At 40.1% G+C, this 22,372-nt stretch carries 12 protein-coding genes; 10 read left to right on the plus strand and 2 right to left on the minus strand.

Annotation, left to right across the window (positions count from 1 at the left end; translation table 11 throughout):
- Window positions 1-55 precede the first annotated feature (55 nt).
- Window positions 56-547, minus strand: a complete 492-nt coding sequence (locus BCU68_RS13865; protein WP_102565349.1) for a DUF1456 family protein — start codon at window positions 545-547, stop codon at window positions 56-58.
- A 185-nt stretch (window positions 548-732) separates the two neighbouring features.
- Between BCU68_RS13865 and nhaD the strand changes: the two genes are divergently transcribed.
- The 10 genes from nhaD (at window position 733) to BCU68_RS13915 (ending at window position 12,901) form a co-directional block, all read left to right on the plus strand.
- Window positions 733-2,166, plus strand: a complete 1,434-nt coding sequence (nhaD, locus tag BCU68_RS13870; RefSeq protein ID WP_102565350.1) for a sodium:proton antiporter NhaD — start codon at window positions 733-735, stop codon at window positions 2,164-2,166.
- Between the two features lie 346 nt (window positions 2,167-2,512).
- Window positions 2,513-2,668, plus strand: a complete 156-nt coding sequence (locus BCU68_RS13875) for a hypothetical protein (protein WP_241901380.1) — start codon at window positions 2,513-2,515, stop codon at window positions 2,666-2,668.
- Window positions 2,669-3,018: 350 nt separating this feature from the next.
- Complete coding sequence (locus tag BCU68_RS13880; RefSeq protein ID WP_102565352.1) at window positions 3,019-3,402, plus strand: DUF413 domain-containing protein; 384 nt, start codon at window positions 3,019-3,021, stop codon at window positions 3,400-3,402.
- Between the two features lie 281 nt (window positions 3,403-3,683).
- Window positions 3,684-4,484: a glucosamine-6-phosphate deaminase gene (gene nagB, locus BCU68_RS13885; RefSeq protein ID WP_102565353.1), complete on the plus strand. Its 801-nt coding sequence runs from the start codon at window positions 3,684-3,686 to the stop codon at window positions 4,482-4,484.
- 618 nt (window positions 4,485-5,102) lie between these two features.
- Window positions 5,103-7,055, plus strand: a complete 1,953-nt coding sequence (locus BCU68_RS13890; RefSeq protein ID WP_102565354.1) for a PTS mannitol transporter subunit IICBA — start codon at window positions 5,103-5,105, stop codon at window positions 7,053-7,055.
- A gap of 153 nt (window positions 7,056-7,208) precedes the next feature.
- The gene (locus tag BCU68_RS13895) at window positions 7,209-8,357 is read left to right on the plus strand and encodes a mannitol-1-phosphate 5-dehydrogenase (protein ID WP_102565355.1); all 1,149 of its coding nucleotides are present in this window, start codon (window positions 7,209-7,211) and stop codon (window positions 8,355-8,357) included.
- A 66-nt stretch (window positions 8,358-8,423) separates the two neighbouring features.
- Complete coding sequence (locus tag BCU68_RS13900) at window positions 8,424-8,957, plus strand: MltR family transcriptional regulator (protein ID WP_102565356.1); 534 nt, start codon at window positions 8,424-8,426, stop codon at window positions 8,955-8,957.
- A gap of 236 nt (window positions 8,958-9,193) precedes the next feature.
- The gene (locus BCU68_RS13905) at window positions 9,194-10,522 is read left to right on the plus strand and encodes an anaerobic C4-dicarboxylate transporter (RefSeq protein WP_102565357.1); all 1,329 of its coding nucleotides are present in this window, start codon (window positions 9,194-9,196) and stop codon (window positions 10,520-10,522) included.
- A 249-nt stretch (window positions 10,523-10,771) separates the two neighbouring features.
- On the plus strand, window positions 10,772-11,944 hold the full coding sequence (locus BCU68_RS13910; protein ID WP_102565358.1) for a D-alanyl-D-alanine carboxypeptidase family protein: 1,173 nt from the start codon (window positions 10,772-10,774) through the stop codon (window positions 11,942-11,944).
- A 90-nt stretch (window positions 11,945-12,034) separates the two neighbouring features.
- The gene (locus tag BCU68_RS13915) at window positions 12,035-12,901 is read left to right on the plus strand and encodes a glycerol kinase (protein WP_102565359.1); all 867 of its coding nucleotides are present in this window, start codon (window positions 12,035-12,037) and stop codon (window positions 12,899-12,901) included.
- Between the two features lie 111 nt (window positions 12,902-13,012).
- On the opposite strand, the gene BCU68_RS13920 is transcribed toward BCU68_RS13915, so the two are convergent.
- Entirely contained in the window at window positions 13,013-22,339 is a 9,327-nt protein-coding gene (locus tag BCU68_RS13920) for a VCBS domain-containing protein (protein ID WP_277868785.1), read from the minus strand.
- Window positions 22,340-22,372 lie beyond the last annotated feature (33 nt).

Here is a 22,372-nt window from a genome sequence, read left to right on the forward strand (position 1 = left end):
ATGCCCACCGAAGTGAGCATGATTATTCATTGGATGACAAAGTAATCGCGTATTATTAAACGGCTTCTACTTCATCAAAATCGGCTTGATCTGGGCGGTGCAAACGCTGAACACCCGTTAGGAAGTTACGTAAGATTTGATCTTTACATTCACGGTAGTTTTTATGATTTGGCTTACGGAAAAAAGCACCAAGTTCATGAGCACTCATATCAAAATCAACCAGTTCCATCACGTTTAAAATATCTTCTGATTTCATATTGAGTGCAATACGCAGCTTCATGAAGATCATATTATTCGTTAAAGCTTTTTCTGGTTTAGGTTGCTCACCCTCTTTCTTGCCACGTCTAACGTTAATCAAACCATTAAGAAAAGTCGCTAACTCTACATCTTTACAACGCTTAAAACCTTTATCTTCTTCTCTCTTTAACCAAGCACTTACTTGCTCACGAGTTACAGTTAGATCAGCTTGTGCGAACACATCAATCATTTTTGCGTCTTTCAAATTAAAGGTATAGCGAATACGTCGCAAGATATCATTATTAGTCATCATTTTTCCTAATGAAGTGGCAATAGCTTTAAGCTTTTTACGTCATCAACGATTAGCTAGCTATAAGGTTGGCGCGCACTCTAACAGATTTAGGCAAAAAAAGGGGATATTTCGAGTGACTTCACACTGCCCTTCCTATTTAGCAACTAAAATTGTGCCACTACTAAGCCACAGGAAGGATTCTGATGAAAGCCCTATACTCTGCTCTACTTTTTATTCTTATATTTAGCTCTAGTGCTGCTGCTCAAGCACAAACAAACCCATCTTTAGATTTAACACAAACTTGGACAGGATATTTAGCGGTAATCCTATTTGCTGTTGCTTATGTCATCGTGATGATGGAAGAGCATCTAAAGATGAGAAAATCCAAACCCGTCCTCTTAGCTGCGGGGTTTATTTGGATTTTAATTGGCTTGGCATATCAGCAAAATGGTCATATTGAAGTCGCTAAACAAGCTTTAGAGCATAATTTACTTGAGTACGCTGAACTGTTGCTCTTTTTACTCGTCGCCATGACTTATATCAGTGCCATGGAAGAACGTCGTTTATTTGATGCATTACAGGCCTGGATGGTCGGTAAAGGGTTTAACTTCCTTTCGCTATTCTGGTTAACCGGTATTCTGGCTTTCTTTATCTCTCCTATTGCAGACAACCTAACAACCGCTCTATTAATGTGTGCTGTGGTTCTAAAAGTGGCTGGTGACAATCTTCGTTTTGTAAATTTGGCCTGCATTAATATTGTTATTGCTGCAAACGCTGGTGGCGCTTTCAGTCCATTTGGCGATATAACCACCTTAATGGTATGGCAAGCTGGGCACGTTTCTTTTGCCGAGTTTATTCCTTTGTTTATCCCTTCAGTTGCAAGCTACTTGATACCCGCTGTTATCATGTCCTTCTTCGTGCCTAAATCAAAGCCGGATACCGTTCACCAAGAGGTTGAATTAAAACGTGGTGCTAGACGCATTGTTTTTTTGTTTATATTTACCATTGCAACTGCTGTCGCTTTCCACGCCGTTCTTGAGTTCCCACCAGTTATTGGAATGATGATGGGGCTCGCTTACCTGCAATTTTTTGGTTACTTCTTAAGAACGACATTAAAGTCATCACTATCGAAAAAAACAGCGCAAGCCATAGCTAATCATGATGAAAAAGCGCTAAAACGTATTGGTTCCGTTGTGCCATTTGACGTATTTCGTCGTGTTTCTCATGCCGAATGGGATACTTTACTTTTCTTCTATGGCGTTGTTATGTCTGTTGGAGGGCTAAGCTTGCTTGGCTATCTAAGCCTTGTATCAGGGGTGATGTACACCGAGTGGGATCCTGTATGGGCAAACATCATGGTTGGGGTCCTCTCTGCCATTGTTGATAACATACCTGTCATGTTTGCTGTATTAACCATGGATCCTGTCATGTCGATGGGTAACTGGTTGCTGGTTACATTAGCAGCAGGTGTCGGGGGTAGCCTTCTATCGATAGGCTCAGCTGCAGGGGTTGCTTTAATGGGTGCCGCCCACGGGAAATATACCTTTTTTGGGCACTTAAAATGGGCACCTGTGATCGCACTTGGTTACATGGCAAGTATTGTAATCCACCTATATCTCAATGCGCATTTGTTCTAAGTTGGGGATTTTTTACAAATTAATTCATTTTTTTTATTACACAAAGAGATTACTTTTAACTCAAATAAGTCCATGAGATACAAGTGTTTAATAAAAAAAGACAACTAAATGACAGTTTTTAACATCAGTTTCATCAATAAGTACTAGTATTATTTTTGAGAATTTTCTCGAATTGTCTATATTTATAGTGTACAAATTGAGATGAGCAGCACGGATTCAGAGATTATAACTATTAAGTATGCTGTTTTTTTAACATAAACTCGTTTTGGCCAGGTTAATAAGCAAGGAAGTTATCAATATGGACCTATGTAAATGCAGAATATTATTGAATAATAATGAAGTAGTCATGTACCACTCAGTAGAGCAGTCCCTCGGCTTTATTGAATCCCAGATCGATGAACACATTACTGCGATTGAAATCGATGCCACTGACGGTCTACATATCCACCGTTATCGCTCACATGACATAGAGGAATCTATTGAGAACCTAATGAATCTCTAAATAGAAAAAATGACATACTAACAACGAAAGTTAAAATGAGTGGCTAGACTCAAGAAAGGGGCTTAAGTGGTTTACACTTGAGCCCCTTTTTATTACTCGCAAGCTTATATATGCGAACCTTAAAATGGCCGCGATTCCATAAATACCCTTTGACACACTATTGACACACTCCGTTCATGAAATTGCAACGTTCATAAGTAAGATTAGTCGTAGCGATTAGGTGGAGGTTTCCCTTTTCGCTATTTAGATTATTCGCTCGGTAATAAGTAGCCAGTTGCTCTTTCACCGAACTATGTCTCAGAGGCTTAACTGAGGCCGTTTTATTAATAATGTTATTCACTGAGGTTAATATGTCTGAAACTGAATTCCGACATGGTAAAAAGCGTTTTTACGATAATACTAAGTTCCCAAGAGGGTTTGCTAAATCTGGTGATTTTACGCTTGCTGAAGAAGAAATTCTCATGCTTTATGGTGACACTATGTTTGCTTTAGAGATGCATGATATTTCTCCAGAGAATGCTGAAGAAAAGCACTTTCTAAAAGTACTTAACGCACCACATAAAGCAAAAACTAAACTCGAACGCGTATGGTTGAAGTACATCCAACTTGCTCGCGGACGTAAAGCTTTTCATACCCTTAATGGTCGCAATAAAATAGCCGCTACTTTCACCCCAAGTGAAGCAGAAGTTGATGTCGAGATAGAAGCAGAAGAGATTTTCGACGACATACAATAATGAGCCTATCAAAATAAGCGCCAGAGTCTTCACTCATACTTTGGCGCTAGCCACATTGACCCCAGCTACACCAGCGCTTATCCCTATATACCCCACCCTTAATTTGCTTGGTAAATTTATCATATAAAAAACCGCTGTTAGATAGGCCGTAAGTTAAAAAAACAAGTAAAAATGAAAAGTGTGACCTAAATCCGTAGCCTATTTAGCAGACTTATTTTATAATGCGAATTAATGTTTCAGGGCATAGCTAATTCAAATCTTAGAACTTAGAGGCAACTAAAATGAGACTTATTCCTTTAAATAAAGCTGCACAAGTTGGCAAGTGGGCAGCTGCTCATATCGCAAAACGCATCAATGATTTTAACCCAACAGCCGAGCGACCATTTGTACTCGGTCTTCCTACAGGTGGTACGCCTCTTACAACTTATAAAGCGCTTATTGATTTATATAATGAGGGTAAGGTGAGCTTTAAACACGTTGTCACGTTTAACATGGATGAATACATTGGGATTGCGGCAGATCACCCAGAGTCATACCGTTCATTTATGTACAACAACTTCTTTAACCATGTCGACATTCAAGATGAAAACATTAACCTATTAAATGGCAATGCGACTGATGTGGATGTGGAATGTAAGCGCTATGAAGATAAGATTAAATCTTACGGCAAGATAAACCTTTTCATGGGTGGTGTCGGTAACGATGGTCACATTGCCTTTAATGAACCGGCATCTTCACTTTCTTCACGCACACGAATTAAGACATTGACTGAAGAAACACGCATTGCTAACTCGCGCTTCTTTGAGGGTGATATTACTCAAGTACCTAGATATGCATTAACAATTGGTGTTGGTACACTGCTTGATTCAGCAGAGGTCATGATCTTAGTGACAGGACATAATAAAGCATTAGCACTACAAGCTGCGGTAGAAGGTTCGGTCAATCATCTTTGGACGGTTTCAGCTCTGCAGTTACACCCTAAAGCTATCATTGTATGTGATGCACCTTCAACTCAAGAGCTAAAAGTAAAAACCGTTAAGTACTTTTCTGAACTAGAAGCTCAAAATATTGAGGGTTTCTAAACAAAATAGCGGCATATAATAAGTAATAAACACTAACAACACGTCATAGCTAGTAGTAAAGGTCTGATATTTATTCGTAATGAATAAGCTTCAGACCTTTTTTTATGTCCACACTAATTTTGATTTTCACAGCGCCAGCTTAAACAAATAATACCGATCCCAACAACTACTCTACCACTCTTTAATTCCATGTTAGTTAATTACAGGAATAAAGAACATTCACACAAATTATTAATTCGCTTTATGAAATAAACATCTCAGTGTGATCTTTATCAACAAGAGAGAAGCTGAATATTTTTTTGATTCTTAAAACGTGATCTATCTCACCATCTGTTCTATTTTGTAAGTAGATGTTTCTGTGATGTCACGCCTTATAATAATGTTGACAAAATAAAATACACATTAATGTAGGAAAGTTACAGCGGAAATAAGAGACATTGATCACGATAAAATAACTTGCACTGGTGCTAAACATTGACTTGGTTCACAAAAAACCCGTCATCAGCTCTAAAGTGAAAACTTGTGATACATTGATTGAGTACTCAATAAACAATCTACGGTTTTGGCGAACCGTTAATCCACAACTTAAAACAAAAGAACATCAAACGGGGAATTCTTATGATATCACCAGATGCAAAGGTCAAGATACAAAATTTTGGTCGTTTTCTATCAAATATGGTTATGCCCAATATCGGCGCTTTTATCGCCTGGGGTTTTATAACTGCACTTTTTATTCCAACCGGTTGGCTGCCTAATGAAACATTAGCATCAATGGTAGGACCAATGATCACTTACCTACTACCACTACTGATTGGTTACACTGGTGGTAAATTGATTGGTGGCGATCGTGGGGCCGTCGTTGGTGCAATAACAACAATGGGTGTTATTGTCGGAACTGATATTCCAATGTTCATGGGGGCCATGATTGTCGGTCCTCTTGGTGGTTGGGCTATCAAAACCTTTGACCAAAAAGTCGATGGCAAAATAAAAAGCGGTTTTGAAATGTTAGTGAATAACTTTTCAGCCGGTATTATTGGTATGGTGTGTGCCATTATCGCTTTCTACCTTATTGGACCATTTGTAAAAGTCATTTCTGGTGGTCTTGCTGCTGGTGTGAACTTCCTTGTTGAAGCTGGCTTGTTACCACTGACTTCTATTTTTGTTGAACCGGCTAAAATCTTATTCTTAAATAACGCGATTAATCACGGTATTTTCTCTCCTCTTGGTATCCAACAAGCTTCTGAAACAGGGAAATCAATTTTCTTCCTGATTGAAGCAAACCCAGGTCCTGGTCTAGGTATTCTGCTTGCTTACATGGTGTTTGGTAAAGGTACTGCGCGTCAAACCGCTGGTGGTGCATCTATCATCCACTTCTTTGGTGGTATCCATGAAATCTATTTCCCATATGTATTAATGAACCCTCGCCTTATTCTTGCGGCTATCGCTGGTGGTATGACGGGTGTCTTTGTCCTTACTATCTTTGATGCTGGTATCGTTTCACCGGCTTCTCCAGGTTCTATTTTTGCTGTCCTTCTCATGACACAGAAAGCATCTGTTGTTGGTGTACTTTGCTCTATCTTATCGGCTACAACCGTTTCATTTATCGTCGCATCACTACTCTTAAAAACACAAGCTCAAACGGATGATGATGGTGAAGGCTCATCGCTTGAAGATGCAACATCACAAATGCAAGACATGAAGTCATCTTCAAAAGGTCAAACTATCAACACGGGTGCGGCTAATGGCACGCTTAACCTAGCGACAGTAAGTAAAATTATCGTAGCTTGTGATGCTGGTATGGGCTCTAGTGCTATGGGGGCAAGCTTGTTACGTAAAAAAGTGCAAGGGGCTAACTTAGACATTGGTGTCACCAACGTAGCCATCAATAACTTACCTCAAGATGTTGATATTGTAATCACGCATAAAGACCTCACTGACCGTGCGCGTCAACATGCACCTAATGCACACCACATTTCTCTGACCAACTTCTTAGATGGTGAGATGTATAACCAACTTGTTACTCGTATCGTCGCAGCGCAAGCACCAAAAGCAGCAAATGATCCACAAGCTATTAAGCCAACTATTATGGCTGCTAATGATGATTCATTTGAACCACAACAAGCCTCTGTTTTTCAAATTGAACAAAAAAACGTTCATTTAGGGTTACACGCGACAAATAAAGAAGAAGCTATTCGCTTTGCTGGGGAGAAATTAGTTGAGCTTGGTTATGTTGAATCAGAATACGTCGATGCCATGTTTGATCGCGAAAAATTAGTTTCAACTTACTTAGGCGAATCTATCGCAGTTCCACACGGTACCGTTGAAGCGAAAGATAAAGTGATCAAAACCGGTATTGTTATTTGCCAATACCCAAGCGGTGTAAGGTTTGGGGAAGATGAAGATGACGTAGCAAAACTGGTTATTGGTATTGCTGCTAAAAATGATGAACACATCCAAGTAATTACTTCTATTACTAATGCGCTAGATGACCCTGATGCCATCGAACGCTTAACGACAACTAAAGATGTCAGTGAGGTATTAGCGATTCTTTCTAATACGGAAGCTGCTTAATCATGTTGGGCTCAATGACTTAATGGTCGTCAACCAATAAGTCATTGAACAGAAATCGCTCCTGTAAACCCAACAGAGGTCTGTACCCCTCATCAGGCCTCACCTTTTATATACATTTTTGGTTTCTCTTTTTTTAGTTAATAGGTAAATATTATGAAAACAGCTCTCCATTTTGGTGCCGGCAATATCGGACGTGGTTTTATTGGTAAACTTCTCTCTGATGCAGATGTTGCTGTCACTTTTGCTGACGTTGATGCACCTTTAGTCGATCAAATTAGTCATGATCAACAATATAAAGTCAAAGTTGTTGGTTCTAAGTGTCAAATAGATACGGTTTCACATGTTACTGCAGTTAACTCAACCAGTGATGATGTTATTGAACGTATGATAACAACTGACTTAATCACCACTGCTGTTGGGCCCAATGTTCTTGATATTATTGCTAAAACAATCGCCCAAGGTATTACTCGACGCTTTGAAGCCGATAATAGTGCCCCGCTTAATATTATCGCTTGTGAAAATATGGTGAGAGGTACCACCCATTTAAAATCACAAGTTTATAAGCACCTTGATCCAGAGTTACACGGTAAAGCTGATGAATTAGTCGGTTTTGTCGATTCAGCCGTTGATCGTATCGTACCACCCTCCGCTGCAGCCAATGATGATCCTCTTGAAGTGACCGTTGAGAGCTTTAGTGAGTGGATCGTCGATGGACAACAATTTAAAGGTGAGTTCCCACAAATTGAAGGGATGGAAAAAACCGATAATTTGATGGCATTTGTAGAACGTAAACTCTTTACCCTGAATACAGGTCATTGTATTACGGCTTACCTTGGCTGTTTAAATAATCATAAAACCATCCGTGACGCCATTGAAGATCCTACAATTCGCGCTGAAGTTAAACAAGCAATGGAAGAAAGTGGTGAGGTACTCATTCAACGCTATGGTTTTGATCGAGATTTACATGCAGCCTATATAGAAAAAATACTTGGCCGTTTTGCCAATCCATACCTAGTGGATGAAGTGGATCGCGTTGGTCGCCAGCCAATTCGTAAACTTGGTAAAAATGACAGGCTAATCAAGCCATTAATGGGTACAATAGAGTACGGCACAGCTAATGCTACTTTACTTAAAGGGATTGCAGCAGCACTTAAGTATACCAATGAAGGTGATCCGCAAGCGGTAGAGTTACAGAAATCATTAAGTGAGAAAGGCATCAAAGAAACGCTTGCTCATTACACTGAACTACCCATTGATAGCCCTGAAATAGCGAAAGTAGTCGATATTTTTAATCAGTTATAAATTTTTACTTATCATTGTAAGGGAGATCGAAACCTCTCCCTTACAGCCATAGCAACAAATTAACTAATGACGGAACTAATGAACGAAACTGAGACTCTTGAGCACCTCAACCAAGCAACATCTGTTCGAGGTTTTTTTATTGCAACCGTTGATGTGTTCCACCACTCCATCGATGCTCTGATACAACGCATTTTTTTAAAAGATGATTTTGCTGTTCAGTCTGTCGTAGGACCTTTGTTGCATGACTCCGGACCACTCGGTGATCTTTCGGTACGTTTAAAGTTACTATTTGGTCTTGGCGTACTACCAGCAAATACTTACCACGATATTGACACTATTATCAAACTTCGTAATCACTTAAATAGCGATGGGACCGAGTACGTATTTACCGACTCAACGATTTTGAAGCAAATACAATCTTTGCACTTAATCAAGCAAATGAATATACCGCAGCTTAGTAAAACCGAAACAAAAACTGAAGGATACGACCCTGAGTTTTATCAATTTCAATTAGCTCGCCAACAACAGATCATACGCTCAAGTTTATCCTTAGCGATTGTCGGTATTTGCAATGAGTTGGCAAAAGAAAGCCCATTCTAACCCACTACTCATCCCTGCATATTTCCTCAGTAAACCTATCACATAAAGCACCCTCACCAGTAACATTGGCGCTACATGGCAAACACAAGACAGTCACTTTAAGCTGCTGTTTTGTGACCATAACGCCACTCTTATCACTCCAGTTTTATATCTAAGTGTAATGTGAAGATCTTTACATTATTTAATCACTAATCAGTAGAGAATATAAGCAACTATACAGTTCAAGGGATAAGTCTATGTTGTATTTTGAGTTTCTATTTTTGCTTTTGGTGCTCTATGTGGGTTCCCGTTTTGGGGGCATAGGGCTAGGGGTTGTTTCTGGGATAGGCTTAGTGGTTGAGGTGTTTATCTTCCGCATGCCGCCAACATCACCTCCTGTTACGGTTATGCTCATCATTCTTGCTGTTGTAACCTGTGCCTCTATTTTAGAAGCTGCTGGTGGCTTGAAATATATGTTGCAAGTTGCTGAGAGAATTTTACGTAAGAACCCTAAACGAGTGACATTAATTGCGCCGTTTATTACTTACTTTATGACCTTCTTATTGGGTACTGGGCATGCGGTTTATTCAATGATGCCAATTATCGGCGACGTTGCTTTAAAAAATGGTATTCGCCCTGAGCGTCCAATGGCTGCCGCTTCTGTCGCATCACAAATTGCCATCACTGCCTCGCCTATTTCTGCTGCCGTTGTTTTTTATCTTGCTCAAATTAGCCAGATTCAAACCAATGTTACGCTAATTTCTATTTTATTAGTCACAGTGCCAGCAACCTTATTTGGTACTCTACTCATGTCTTTATACAGCTTAAAGCGTGGTAAAGAGCTGGATGCCGATCCTGAGTATCAAGCCCGCTTAAAAGATCCGGTTTGGCGCGACAAAATACTAACAACCACCATGACAACCTTAGATGAGACACTTCCTAAGTCTGCACGTAATTCGGTACTGTTTTTCTTAGCCGCTTTAGCAACGATTGTCTGTATTGCAATGTTTCCTGAGGTACGCATGATTGGCGACAGCACGAAACCAATATCAATGGCCGTTATTATCCAGATGATGATGCTGGCCTTTGGTGGGCTTATTTTGCTTGGTACTAAAACCGACCCAAGAGAGGTTCCAAATGGTGTTGTCTTTAAATCTGGTATGGTTGCTGCTATTGCTATTTTTGGTATCGCTTGGATGTCAGATACCTATTTCCAATATGCGATGCCACAGTTTAAATCTGGTATTGTCGAAATGGTAACGGCTTACCCTTGGAGCTTTGCGCTTGCACTATTTATCGTTTCTGTCGTGGTAAACTCTCAAGCTGCAGTAGGTGTTATGATGCTTCCAGTAGGCTTAGGGCTTGGATTAGAGCCTGCTTTACTTATTGGTTTAATGCCAGCTCTATATGGTTACTTTTTTATACCTAATTACCCTTCTGATATCGCAACCGTTAACTTTGATACCTCTGGTACAACTAAAATAGGCAAGTGGTACTTTAACCACTCTTTCATGTCTGTTGGGTTAATTGGTGTTATTAGTGCTTGCTGTGTCGGCTATGTACTCGGTCAAATCATTATTGGTTAATCACTACTGACATCTTTGGTAGCAAGACCCTTTATCGTAAACAGTCATACTCTAAGGCTGTTTACGATTTCTGCCTCTTTCCCTTTCTTAAGTAAAGCAACGAATAGCCTGAAATCACCTTCTGACAACCACTAAAGTGTAACAAAGATTGGATTTTCGTAATAGTTAGTAAGGGCACACAGAATCCTGACAATGATTAGCTATACTGGATGGTAGACAATAACCTTATTATTATTGGTGTTACCTATTATGTTTAAAACTGCTACTAAGCTCTCTTTAAGCGCACTAGCGATCTCTTGTTTCTCTTTTTCTTCTGTAGCAGCTCCCTCTGTTGTCCCTGATGCACCTTCTTTAGGCGCAAAGGGGTATGTCTTAATGGACTTTCATTCAGGGGCGGTTCTTGTTGAAAAAAATGCACATGAACAATTAAATCCAGCAAGTCTAACTAAGCTAATGACAAGCTATGTTGCTGGTCAAGAAATGAAGAATGGCAACATATCTGCTGATGACAGTGTCATGATCAGTCGTAATGCTTGGGCAAGAAACTTTCCTGATTCATCAAAGATGTTTATTGAAGTGAATACTGACGTAAATATGATGGACTTATACCGTGGTTTAATTATCCAGTCTGGTAATGATGCAAGTGTTGCCATTGCCGAACACGTCGCGGGAGCTGAAAGTGCTTTTGTAAGCCTTATGAATGCCTGGGCTCACAAGCTTGGTTTAAATAATACTTCATTTTCAAATCCACACGGTCTAGATAGTGATGCACTATACTCGACCCCTTATGATATCGCCCTATTAGGTCAAGCTATCATTCGTGATTTACCTGATGTTTACCCACTGTATAGTGAGCAATCCTTTACTTACAATGGCATAACGCAGCATAACCGTAATGGTCTACTACGTGACAGAAGCTTGAACGTTGACGGTATGAAAACAGGGTACACAAGTGGTGCTGGCTACAGTTTGGCAAGTTCTGCAACTCAAGGTGACATGCGTTTAATTGCCGTCGTGATGGGTTCATCAAGTGCGAAAAACCGTGAAGCAGAAAGTAAGCAGTTACTTAGCTATGGTTTCCGGTTCTTTGATACGGTTCCAGCGAACCGCCAAGGTGATGAAGTTCTTCAAGAGCGTATTTGGCTAGGTGATACTGATACCGTAAAACTAGGTACATCAGAAGATATTTATCTCACTCTACCAAAACGTGACACGAAAAAATTGCAAGCAAGTGTCGAAGTCGATGGTGACCTAACAGCACCAATCAAGCAAGGCGATGTGGTTGGTTCAATTATTTATCATATTGATAACGAAGAAATTGCAACAGCTTCTTTAGTGGCTTTAGAAGATGTAGAAAAAGGGAGCTTCTTCAGTCAAATTATTGATCATATCAAAATGTTTATTACTGGCTTATTTAAATAACGACTCCCTAAAAGTCATTAAATAAAATAATATTGGTAAGCGCTCTTAGGGTGCTTACCTTTATCGATTAATGATCATAGCAAGGAGGTGATGATGACAAAATTGTCGACATCAGAGATAGCTAGAAAAAGAGATTTAGAGCCTAAAGCGCTTTTTTCTGAATTAAAGTTGGCAGGATATATCGTTCGCCAAGAGGATAAATGGTTATTAACGCAACTAGGCGAAAAGTTTGGTGGTGAATATATTAATCACCCTAAGTTTGGTCGCTTTATTGTTTGGCCACATAACCTTCTCATTGATCATACCTTATCCAATGGCCAGTACTTCAGCGCTACACAAATTGGTAATATGCTCAACCTTGATGCAAAAAAAATCAATCTCTTATTGAGCGAATTAGGTTGGATTACACGATCAGAAAATGGCTGGCTACTGACTCCATCAGGTGAACTTATCGGTGGTGAACCTCGCTACCATAAAACGACCCAGAAAATGTTTATCGTGTGGCACGATACCATTATTCGTAATAAACGCTTAAACCAATCGGTTGTCGAATTTTTAGGCCAGGATGCCCATACCCACTCCACTGATAAATCCATTTCTCAATTTAGACAAAAATTTGAAGCCAAGCATCGAACTTTAGATGGCCACTTTGTCCGCTCGCAAGGCGAACTTATTATTGATAATTGGTTATATATGGCAGGGGTCGTACATGCTTATGAACGCCAATTACCGATTGATGAAGATGTTATTAGTGACTTTTACCTCCCAACAGGAAAAGTTTACCTCCAGTACTGGGGGAGTGATTTAGGACCTACCGATGAAAAAAAGAAAATACTGACATTGGCTATCTATCGCAAGCATGGATTTAACTTAATCGAAATTAACCCTGAAGATATTCCTCATCTTGATAAAATTCTCCCACCCTTATTGCGTAAGTTTGATATTAAAGCTTATTAATAGCAATCAAAGTGAGTATTCATAAATAACGCAAGAGAAGCGCTTTTACCTCTGCATAAAAAGAGCACCTAAAATAAGTGCTCTTTTATCAGCTAAGTTAGGGATTGGATATTAAACATCTGATACTTTGAGCATATTTAATTGATCTTGCATAATAGTCAGCAGATCACTGGTATCCGGAGGGGTTCCTCCACCAGCAGGATCATAGCCAAAATCACTCCAACCAACACCTTCAAGTACGATATGAGTTTGTCCACCACTATTATCTTCTATATCAATTGTCGTTGTTATATTACTTGGATCATTTTCATCGACAGTAATATCAATTCGATCAAGCAGAGTTGCCATTGTTGGAACATCAGGTACTAGCTCAGATATATCTAAAATATCATCACTCACATCAAAATCGCTGACGACTTTAGATGCTATTCCTGTGTCTATTTCATGGAAAATGAAGATATCCTCACCACCATTACCAACTAAAATATCATTACCACTATCAGGCTCAAATATATCATTATTTGTCGTTCCAACTAGGTTGTCATCACCTTCATGACCGAATGTATCTGAAAGGATTAATTGTTCAGATTCAACCAAAAGACTCAAACGCTCACTATCCGATAATGTTGATACATCAGCATTAAACAGATCAGTTAATGTGATACCTTGCAGCGTAATATCTTGTAGTAGATCTCCAGCTAAGTTATTCAACGAAATCACCACTTCATTATCGGCTTCTGAGATAACGACTTGATCCGCTAGTACACTAGAATCCCAACTCTCTGTTAAATTAAATACCCCCTGTAAGTCTATGCTATCTACGCCGACTTCAAAATCTTTAATCACATCATGACCAGGGTCAGATGCTGTTCCAAGTGCCGCTAAGCTCCAACTGAAGGTATCTGCTGTATTCGGACTTGCAGCCTCAACAGGGTCACCCCAAATAAGCTCGTCTTCACTGGTGCCAACAAGAATATCGATGCTATTTGTGCCTTGCAGAGTATAGTTACCAAGTACGGTAATCGTAATATCCTCAGTTACAGTATCAATGCCGTCATATACTTGAACAGTAAAGACATCATCAGCACTACTTCCTGCTGCAATACTTAATGTGCTGCCGGCAAGTAAAGTATATGTCCATGCCCCTGTTTGATTATTAAATGCCAAGTTACCATAAGTACCTGCTGCATTAGAAGCCAAACTCCAAGATAGCTCACTCGTCAGCATCTCTACATCTGTTGCGGTAACTTGCCCAGAAACACTATCAATAAAGTCCTCTTGTACATCCCCTTGTATAACGCCAGAAATGATCGGAGCTTCGTTTGTACCTAATATATCAACAGAAATAACCTGCGGTGTTCCATCGATTGACTGAACAGTAAATAGCTCGAGCTTAACATCTCCAGCGGCTAAATATTCAACGGCACTATTGGCTACTGAATAAGTCCAGTCACCATTACTCTCAATCGTTAAAGAACCTAATGTCGTAGCCGCAGCGGTGACACTGTTTGGATCAAATATCGCTTGATTTGCATCAGCATCAGTAATAGTCAATGAACCAGTTTCTTGTAATGTTACTAAGCTATCATCCTCTTGAACACTCCCATCAACATCGCCACCAATAACCGCAGAGTTATTTATCCCAGTTAAAGTAACTGTAATATTTTGTGGCGTCCCATCAATCGTTTGAACGGTAAAGGTTTCTGCCTTAGTTTCATTTTCAACTAAGTATTGAACATCATTATTTGCAACTGAGTAAGTCCAATTACCATCACTGTCGATCAGTAAAGTACCTAAGACGCCAGCGGCGGGGGTTACACTGTTTGGATCAAATACTGCTTGATCTAAATCTGCATCAGTAACGCTTAAACTACCCGTTTCTTGCAGTGTTGTTAAGTTATCCCCTTCTACTAACTCTCCAGTAATATCACCGCTGATAATGGCACTGTTATTAATACCCGTTAAGGTCACGGTTATATCTTGGGCTGTGCCATCGAAAGCAGAGACGGTAAAGACTTCAAGTTTCACCTCGCCATCTTTTAAATACTCAACATCACTATTTGCAACCGAGTAGCTCCAATTACCACTGCTATCAATCGTTAAGCTACCTAGCACATCAGGTGCAGGGGTGACACTTGCATTAAAGGAGGCTTCATTTAAATCTATATCGGTAATAGTCAAGCTACCCGTCTCTGTTAATGTACCTAGGTTGTCACTTTCTTGTACATCTCCAACTATAGCACCACCAATAACAGCACTATTATTTGTCCCCGTTAAGGTAACCGTAATATCTTTCGTTGTACCATCAACTGATTGAATCGTGAAAATTTCTAGTTTTGTTTTACCGTCACCTAAAAATTCAATCGCACTATTGTCAACAGAGTAGACCCACACACCGTCGCTATTAATAGTTAAACTACCTAAGACACCAGCCGCAGGAGTAACTGTGGCATCATCAAAAACCTCTTCATTAAGATCGACATCCGTTATTAGTAACTGACCAGTCGTTTGTAAAGTCAGTTGTCCACTATCTTCTAGAACATCGCCACTTAATTCTCCTGTAATCGATGCGGAGTCATTGGTACCAGTGATTGTTATCGTGACTTGCTGCTCAATAACATCAAGCCCGTCATCGCTATCATCAATCTGAATGGTAAAGACTTCTGTTACGACTTGCCCATCAGGTATCTCTTGAGCCATGGCATTATCAATATCATAGGTCCAATTTCCAGTGGCTCGATCAACGGTTAGAGCACCATAAGTACTTTGTGATACTTGGCTATCATCAGCAAACTTAAACGCATGCGTATCACTGGTATCAACATCTGTAACTGTGATATTCCCTGTTGCCTGCTGAGTACCATCCTCAACTACCGCACCAGTTACATTGCTATTCGCCAATACCACTTCAGCAATATCATTAGTACCGTTAATTTTAAATTGGATATCTTCTGTTGAGCTTTCTCCATGTTCATCAGTCACTTTGACGGTATATGTCATTATGAATGATTCACCAATCGCTAACTGCTGAACTTCATCTAAATCATTATCTAGTTCAAAGTTCCAATCTCCAGTTGCCGCATCCAACGTAAGCGTCCCACGCGGATCTTCTGTTACGATTTCCCACAGATGTGTATCATCAACATCAACATCACCATCGTCTAATGTGCCACTCAGTAACGGTTGGGTATCTTCATAAATATCCTGGACAGGCAAGATTTCGATCGCTGGTGCATCATTAGTACCTGTGATAGTTATGGTAATATCTAGCGGCTCTGTTGCTTCACCTGAACCATCTATCGCAATAACTTGAACGGTATCTGTGGTCGACTCACCAACCCCTAACGCTTCAACGATAGGGTGAGTATCAATAACAACGTATGTCCATAGACCTTGATCATCAACACTTAGCGTACCTAATGTTGGGTTATTTGGATCGTTTGGTGTTTTAGCGACAACCTCATAAGTAGCCGTATCACCAATATCAACATCTAAAACAGCTAAAGCGCCACTGACTGAACTGCCTGACTCTTCTTGTACAACACCGCTAACCTCACCAGAAAGTGTCGGTATATCATTCGTTCCATCGATAGTCACGGTGACTTGCTGAGTAACGGAAGCACCAAGTTCATCTCTTGCGGAAACAATAAAGGTTTCTGAAACACTTTGCCCCTCAGGAAGCGCTTGGATATGATCGGCATCATTATCAATGGTATAAGTCCATTCTCCTGCTTCATCGATACTAAATTGACCATAAGTACCTTGCAGATCTTTCGCATCAAAGGTCGGCACATCACCATTATCAACATCTGAAACATTGAGTTGCATCGTTTGTTCTTCTACCCCATCTTCGCTCAACAAGGCTGTAACATCACCAGTAATAGTTGGTGTTTCATTTACCCCATTGATTGTGATAGTGACATCTTTTGTGGAAGTTTCTGAGCCATCTGTAACCGTAACGGGAAAGGTCTCTTGCAATGTTTCAGGCAGGCGACCATTTAATGCGATCACGGCAGGTAAAGTTTCATCAACATCATAAGTCCACTCACCGTCTGCCCCGAGAACAAACACGCCATACATACCAGGAATAGTAACTGCGCTCCAAGTATGTGAATCACCGATATCTACATCACCTGGGGTTAATTGTCCTGTAATCGTACTGGTATTATCTGCATCAACCGCGCCTGTTAATGCACCACTAATATCAGGTGCATCATTGGTCCCAGTAACTTTAACAACCAATGCCAGTTGCTCAGGGTCACCATTCGCATCAACGACTGTTTTACCGTATTGGTCAACAACATAGACTAAGAATACGTCTTCTTTTACTTCACCTTCAGCAATCGATTGAACGGCTGGACTATCATTATCAAGTGTATATTCCCATGAACCATCACTGTTCACGATGATATCACCATAATTTCCAACACCATCGAGCAGTGACCATGTTGGTTGGTTACCTAAGTCTTCAGGTGAATCCAATACTCCAGTCTCAACATAAGTACCCGAAGTGGCAAATGGGGTATCTTCTTTGCCTTCTAGTTCAAGAATAACGATGTTATCTAGTGTGGTGTCTTCTGGCGAGCCGATCACTTTAATATTCACTTCATGTGTATCGGTTAACCCCGTTATATCTGTTACCGTAATAGTGAAAGTATCAAAGACTTCTTCTTCAGGATCTAATGCACTTACCGCATCATTATCAGAGAGTAGGTACTCCCATTCACCAGTCTGAGAATTTAATGATATATCACCATAGGTCCCAGAGGTTTCATCAATAGACCATGTATGAGTCTCATTAAAGTCAGGATCATTGACCCCAAGTACACCGGAGATTTGTTGCACCACACTTTCGATTGTTTCGCCTAATGTCGTTGGATCAGTAATAATTTCAACGTCATCAATGGTAATTTCTGGTTTATCATTAGTACCTGCAATAGTAACATTTACAGTGTAAAACCCATCACTAGAACCATCATTGTTAGTATCAACTTGAACACGAACTGACTCTTGGAATACGTCTCCATTTTTTAGCCCTTGCACTAAAGGAGAGTCATTATTTAATACATAAGTCCATCCATTTGCTGGATCATCAACTAATGTTCCAAAGCTTCCTCCAGAAGAAAATGTAGCGCTTTTTATTACCTCACCATTTATTAAATTTGAAAGAATCTGCTCCTGAGGCTCGGCAGATTGTATAAGGTCTCCATCTTCGCGAACTGAAGTTTTAACAGTACCGATAAAATTTCCTGATCCGCCAGAACCATCATTATCCCAACCAAGGACATCAATAACGATTTGTTTCTGCTCTGATGTCCCACCATCATTATCAGTAACCGTTACATAGAAGGTTTCTTGCTCCATTTCACCAGGGCTAAGCGCTTGTACTGCTGGGTTGGTATTATCGAGTACATAGGTCCACTCGCCATTATTTGCGAGTGTTAATACACCATACTGACCGATACCGTAATCAGCATCACCTGGGTTATTACCATCCTCTATCGCCCAACTCACTGTAGAGCTATTATTATCTACATCGGAAGATAACAATTGACCTGAAGCGGTTAATAATGAGTTATCAGATAAGTCAGCACTATCTTCAACGACCGTTCCTGTCGATGCGCCGGTAATAACAGGGATATCATTGACCCCTTCAATGGTGATGATGACATCCTGAAGAATGGTGCCGCCAAAGTTATCTTTACCGACAACTTGGAAAGATTCAGTACGCACATCCCCTTCAGCAAGCGCCTCAAGAACAGTGGTATTTGCGGTAAATGTCCAATTGCCATCACTATCAATACTAAAGGTACCGTAATTTCCTTGGTAAGCATTTTGCGGCGTGACTTCGACAACGGATAAGACTTCATCATTATCAACATCATCTAAAGTTAATTTGCCAGTGACGGTATCAGAAGCTTGATTCTCGACATAAGTACCCGATATATCGCCTGAAACGGTCGGTAAATCGTTGGTTCCTTGAATGGTAACGGTTACAGTGTCACTGGACAATTCCCCATGGCTGTCCACAACACTTACAGAGAATGTCTCCTCTAACGTTTCCGTTGGATTTAGCTTTTGAATAACATCAAGATCATTATCAAGTAGATAGGTCCACTTGCCTGTCGAATCTAATATGAAAGTACCATATAAACCAACACCATTTGCTAAAGCCCAGGTATGAGTATCATCTGAATCCGGATCACCGGTTTGTAGTTGACCAGTTATAGCTGCAGTGTCCTCCGCTATTGTTTTCGATAGAGCACCACCAATACTTGGCGTATCATTAGCCCCTAGAATATCGATCACAACGGTTTTGATTGAAACGGCACCATGCTGATCTGTCACTTTAATATCGATACTATCTTTAATATCATCATTATCACCAACGTCAAGCTGGTTCACTGCACTGTTACTATTGTCTAAGGTATAAACCCAATTGCCATCAGGCTGTAAAATCAATTCGCCATAGGTACCTGATGAACCTACGACTTCCCAAGTCAAAATATCATCTCTATCGGGATCACCTGAATCGAAAGTACCCATTATAGTGTTTGGGGCTGCATCTTCGACAATACTGTAGCTATCTTCTAATTGGATATCAGGGGTAGTGTTACTACCTGCCACACTAATATTGACATTGATAATCGCGGTATCACCGTAAATATCGATCACTTCTACTTGGAAAGTATCAACCGCCGTTTCACCAGGTGGGATGGTTAATGTCGCTAAACGAGTACTGTCGAGGTTATAAGTCCACTCACCATTATCATCAATCTCTAATGTGCCATATACGCCATCAGATATTCCTCCTGCATCTTCACCGATTACAGACCATTGATGATCATCATTAACATCAAGGTCAGCAACAACCAATAGCCCTGTTGCTTGCTGCTTGCTTGGTTCAGCTTCGATTACACTACCCGCAGTCTCACCACTTAATGTTGGAACATCATTACTGCCTTGAATGGTGATAGTGATCACTTGTGAGTCTGCTTTATTAGTACTGTTATCTCCGCTGTCATCTTTAACATTAACCACGAACCTATCGGTTAAATCTTCACTAACTAATAAGCCTTGTACATCTGAATTGTTATTATCTAGCGTATAAACCCAAGCACCAGTATCCTTATCAAGAACAATACTCCCATATTTACCACTAGTGGTATTGACTGTCCAAATATGCAAATCATTGGTATCAATATCATTATCATCTAATTGACCTGCTGTGGTAATGGGATCTGAAGGATCCATATTAGGGAAGCCATCTTCTTGAATATTACCACCTAGATCACCTGTAATTTCAGGTCTATCGTTTGTTCCTTTGACAATTATTTTAATATCTTGTGTTGATACTTGATTGAATCGATCCACGACTTGAATAGTAAATGTAACTTCTACCTCCCTTTGACCGTTCTCTAAAGCCTGAGTCTGAGCTATTTGTGCATCATTTTGCTCTAAGGTATACGTCCATTTACCCTTTTGATTAACTGAAATAGAGCCATAATTACCAACAGCACTACCAACAACAGACCAAACATGGGCTTCATTATCATCAGGATCGCCCGTTTCTAGTTGTCCTGATTTTGAAACTCTAATATCTTCAGTAACAACTCGTTTTGTAACTCCAGAGATTAGAGGGCTATCATTTTGACCAACCACTTGAATATTAATATCGAAGGTATCGGTACCCCCCTCTTGATCATCCACCTTGATCGTGAAAATATTTTCATCATAAATGACATTCTGCTCTAAATGCTGTGATTTATCAGGATCTAAGGTGTAAATCCACTTACCGTTTTGATCGACCGTTATTGATCCATACAAGCCTTGTGTACTACTTGATAGGCTCCATATGTGCTCATCGATAAGATCAACATCATTAACGATCAATGTACCATCTGCAGTCAAGACAAGATCTTCAACTAAAACACCATCAGCATTACTTTCACCAAGAATAACTGGATCATCATTTGTTCCTGTGATGGTAATAACAACATCTTGCTCTTTGGTTCCACCTAAACCGTCACTCACTTCGACCTTAAACGTCTCGGTTCGAGTCTCTCCGTTAGCTAACTCTTGAGCTTTTACATTATCGATTTGATAAACCCAAGTGCCAACGGTACTCATTGTCATCATCCCATATTCAGAGTCTGACTCACTTAACAAGCGCCAAGTATGAGATGCATTATCATCCACATCTTCAGCCGTTAAGGTTCCTGTCGCCGAATAAATACTATCTTCAACAACATCCCCTGATTTATCACCAAGAATCAGATGAGGTGCGTCATTTTGACCAATAACAGTAATAGTGACGGTTTGAATATCACTCAGAGCACCATTATTATCTGTTGCTGTGTAGGTGAAGGTTACCTGTTCAGAGACTCCAACATCTAAGTGGTCAAAGTCCATTTGAGGGTCAAAATCAAATGAACCATCAGCTTTAAGTGTTAACTTCCCTTTCGGCACATCAGATACCAGTTGATAGCTATCGATCGCACCATCAATATCAGTAGCTAAAGGAAGTGAGGAGGTAAGAATTTGATTTTCTTGAGTAGACTCACTTGAATCAAAAGCAATAGGGGCGTCATTGGTTCCTTCAATGGTAATTGAAACCACTTTTGCTGTGCCGTCAGTGGTTACGACAGTAAATTTACTCACTAACGGATCACTGTTTGTATTCAATTCATCAAAAGATTCATTGGCAATAAATGTCCAACTACCTAAAGCATCAATTGAAAATACACCATATCGACTAGCCGTAGCGGGTTGTGGGATAAACTCTTCGATATTATCAAGGTCTGTGACGTTTAACTTACCGGAAGTTGATAAGATTTCATCGGTCTCAGAGAGGGTTACATCACTTAGCCCATCAATAACTGCTATATCATTTTCACCATTAACTGTTAATGTCAGGGTTGAGTTGTCAAACCCACCATGCCCATCATCAACTTGATAATTAATGACAACCTCAACACTGTCACCATCATTTAAAAACTCAAATTGATCATCGGTTGAGAATTTAATCTCATTATTGACGATTTCTACAGAGCCTAAAATATTGGTCAGACTGCCATCAACGCTAAAGATACTGACATTACTTAACGTTAGGCTAACGTCGTCAACATCGGTGTCATTGGCTAATACATTAACGGTAATCGAGTCATCGCTCTCTCCTAACTGACCTATATCAACATCGGCTACAGGCATGTCATTGGTACCAGTGATCTTTACTGTAATCTGTTGCTGTGTACCGTCTTGTGATTGCACAGTGAAAGTGTCAATCAGCACAGCATCATCTGTGTTTAGATAATCAAAGGTTTGATCCGCAACAAATGTCCATACACCTAATGCATCAATATTAAATGTCCCGTAATTACCTGAGAAATTAACAACTGGAACAAAGACATCATCATTATCGATATCTGTAACGCTCAGTGTACCACCGGTTGTGAGAACAGCATCGGTTTC

The organism is Vibrio sp. 10N.286.49.B3, assembly GCF_002873395.1.
In the GTDB taxonomy this organism is placed as follows: Bacteria; Pseudomonadota; Gammaproteobacteria; order Enterobacterales; family Vibrionaceae; genus Vibrio.

Bases quoted from the DNA above. Each gene is read 5' to 3' on its own strand.
- BCU68_RS13865 (WP_102565349.1), bottom strand. From the start codon at position 547: ATGACTAATAATGATATCTTGCGACGTATTCGCTATACCTTTAATTTG.
- nhaD (WP_102565350.1), top strand. From the start codon at position 733: ATGAAAGCCCTATACTCTGCTCTACTTTTTATTCTTATATTTAGCTCT.
- BCU68_RS13875 (WP_241901380.1), top strand. From the start codon at position 2,513: ATGTACCACTCAGTAGAGCAGTCCCTCGGCTTTATTGAATCCCAGATC.
- BCU68_RS13880 (WP_102565352.1), top strand. From the start codon at position 3,019: ATGTCTGAAACTGAATTCCGACATGGTAAAAAGCGTTTTTACGATAAT.
- nagB (WP_102565353.1), top strand. From the start codon at position 3,684: ATGAGACTTATTCCTTTAAATAAAGCTGCACAAGTTGGCAAGTGGGCA.
- BCU68_RS13890 (WP_102565354.1), top strand. From the start codon at position 5,103: ATGATATCACCAGATGCAAAGGTCAAGATACAAAATTTTGGTCGTTTT.
- BCU68_RS13895 (WP_102565355.1), top strand. From the start codon at position 7,209: ATGAAAACAGCTCTCCATTTTGGTGCCGGCAATATCGGACGTGGTTTT.
- BCU68_RS13900 (WP_102565356.1), top strand. From the start codon at position 8,424: ATGACGGAACTAATGAACGAAACTGAGACTCTTGAGCACCTCAACCAA.
- BCU68_RS13905 (WP_102565357.1), top strand. From the start codon at position 9,194: ATGTTGTATTTTGAGTTTCTATTTTTGCTTTTGGTGCTCTATGTGGGT.
- BCU68_RS13910 (WP_102565358.1), top strand. From the start codon at position 10,772: ATGTTTAAAACTGCTACTAAGCTCTCTTTAAGCGCACTAGCGATCTCT.
- BCU68_RS13915 (WP_102565359.1), top strand. From the start codon at position 12,035: ATGATGACAAAATTGTCGACATCAGAGATAGCTAGAAAAAGAGATTTA.